Here is a 1334-nt window from a genome sequence, read left to right on the forward strand (position 1 = left end):
AGTTTGACTGCGAACTAGTTTCCTTCCATCATAAGTTTTAGTGACTTAGTGATGGAGGTACAGAAAGGTTGTTAACTTTGGATGATATTAAAACGATAAAACATTTGAGAAATAATCGTGATCAGTCAATTGATCAGATAAGAAAAGCAATGAATATCAATTGGCGAACAGCGAAAAAATACGCCGACAGTGATCAGCTATTCATTACGGATCCTACTCGAAAAAATAAATCCATGATGGATGATGGCTGGGGAGAAATTATCGGTAGTTGGCTAGAAGAAGACCTACGCTTACGTAGAAAACTCCGTAGAACTGCCAAAGCTATCTATGAACAATTGAAACCTTTGGGTTTCCCTGGCTCCTATCGAACAGTTTGCGTCTATATTTCTCAATGGAAAAAACAGCGGTACGACGAAACGAATTACAAAGCTGTCGATCGCCTTGATCATCCGATCGGAGAAGCACAGGTCGATTTTGGAACAATGGAAGTCATGCACGAAGATCACATGAAAGACATACAACTTCTTATCATGTCATTTCCCTATAGTAATGCGACGTTCGCAAGTGCCATGCCAGCTCAAAACCAAGAGTGTTTCCTGGAAGCATTAAAGCAACTATTTGATCAATGCGGCGGTGTTCCAAAAAAGATCAGAATAGATAACTTAACTCCAGCGGTGAAAAAAACAAAATCAAAATTTGAAGAAGCACAACTAACCGATGAATTCTTACGTTTCACCATTCATTATGGTTGTGATGTTCAAGTCTGTAACCCACGTAGTGGGCATGAAAAAGGACATGTCGAAAATAAAGTGGGTTATGTCCGATACAATTTCTTCTCGACTTCGCCAATCATGGACTCTTTTGAGTCCCTAAATAAGCAGCTTGAAGAACAATTGAAAACAGATCGAAAAAGGACGCATTATTCGAAACATCAATTAATCGAAGATTTGTGGAAGAAAGAAAACAAGGCGTTACATTCTCTTCCCCAAGAGGATTACCCAATTTTTAAAGAAGTAGAAGCTAAACTAAATCGTTATCACGAAATGAAATTGGATCAAACGGTTATTCATATTCCTAAAGCATATGGATATTCTCAATTGACCGTTGTTTTGACTTGGAATAAATTTAAAGTTCTTACGCCTCATGGAGACCTCTTAATGAACGAATATCGCCCCTATATGAACAAAAAACGATTGATCCCATGGAGTGATATCTTGAAACAATGGAGTAATAAATTGAATGTCGTTAGTTATTCGAGGTATTGGAAGTACTTGCCTGCACGCCTTCAAAATTATCTAGCAATTGATAATAATCACCTTAAATACAGACGGATA

Annotated in this window: 1 protein-coding gene; it reads left to right on the top strand. The window is 37.7% G+C overall.

The window, feature by feature from the left end; translation table 11 throughout:
- Positions 1–77: 77 nt before the first annotated feature.
- Positions 78–1334: IS21 family transposase (gene istA, locus IGI96_RS19710; protein WP_438785715.1), on the top strand; the 1257-nt coding region annotated here is incomplete at its 3' end.

The sequence above is a fragment of the Enterococcus sp. DIV0421 genome, from assembly GCF_051713745.1.
Taxonomy (GTDB): domain Bacteria; phylum Bacillota; class Bacilli; order Lactobacillales; family Enterococcaceae; genus Enterococcus_D; species Enterococcus_D casseliflavus.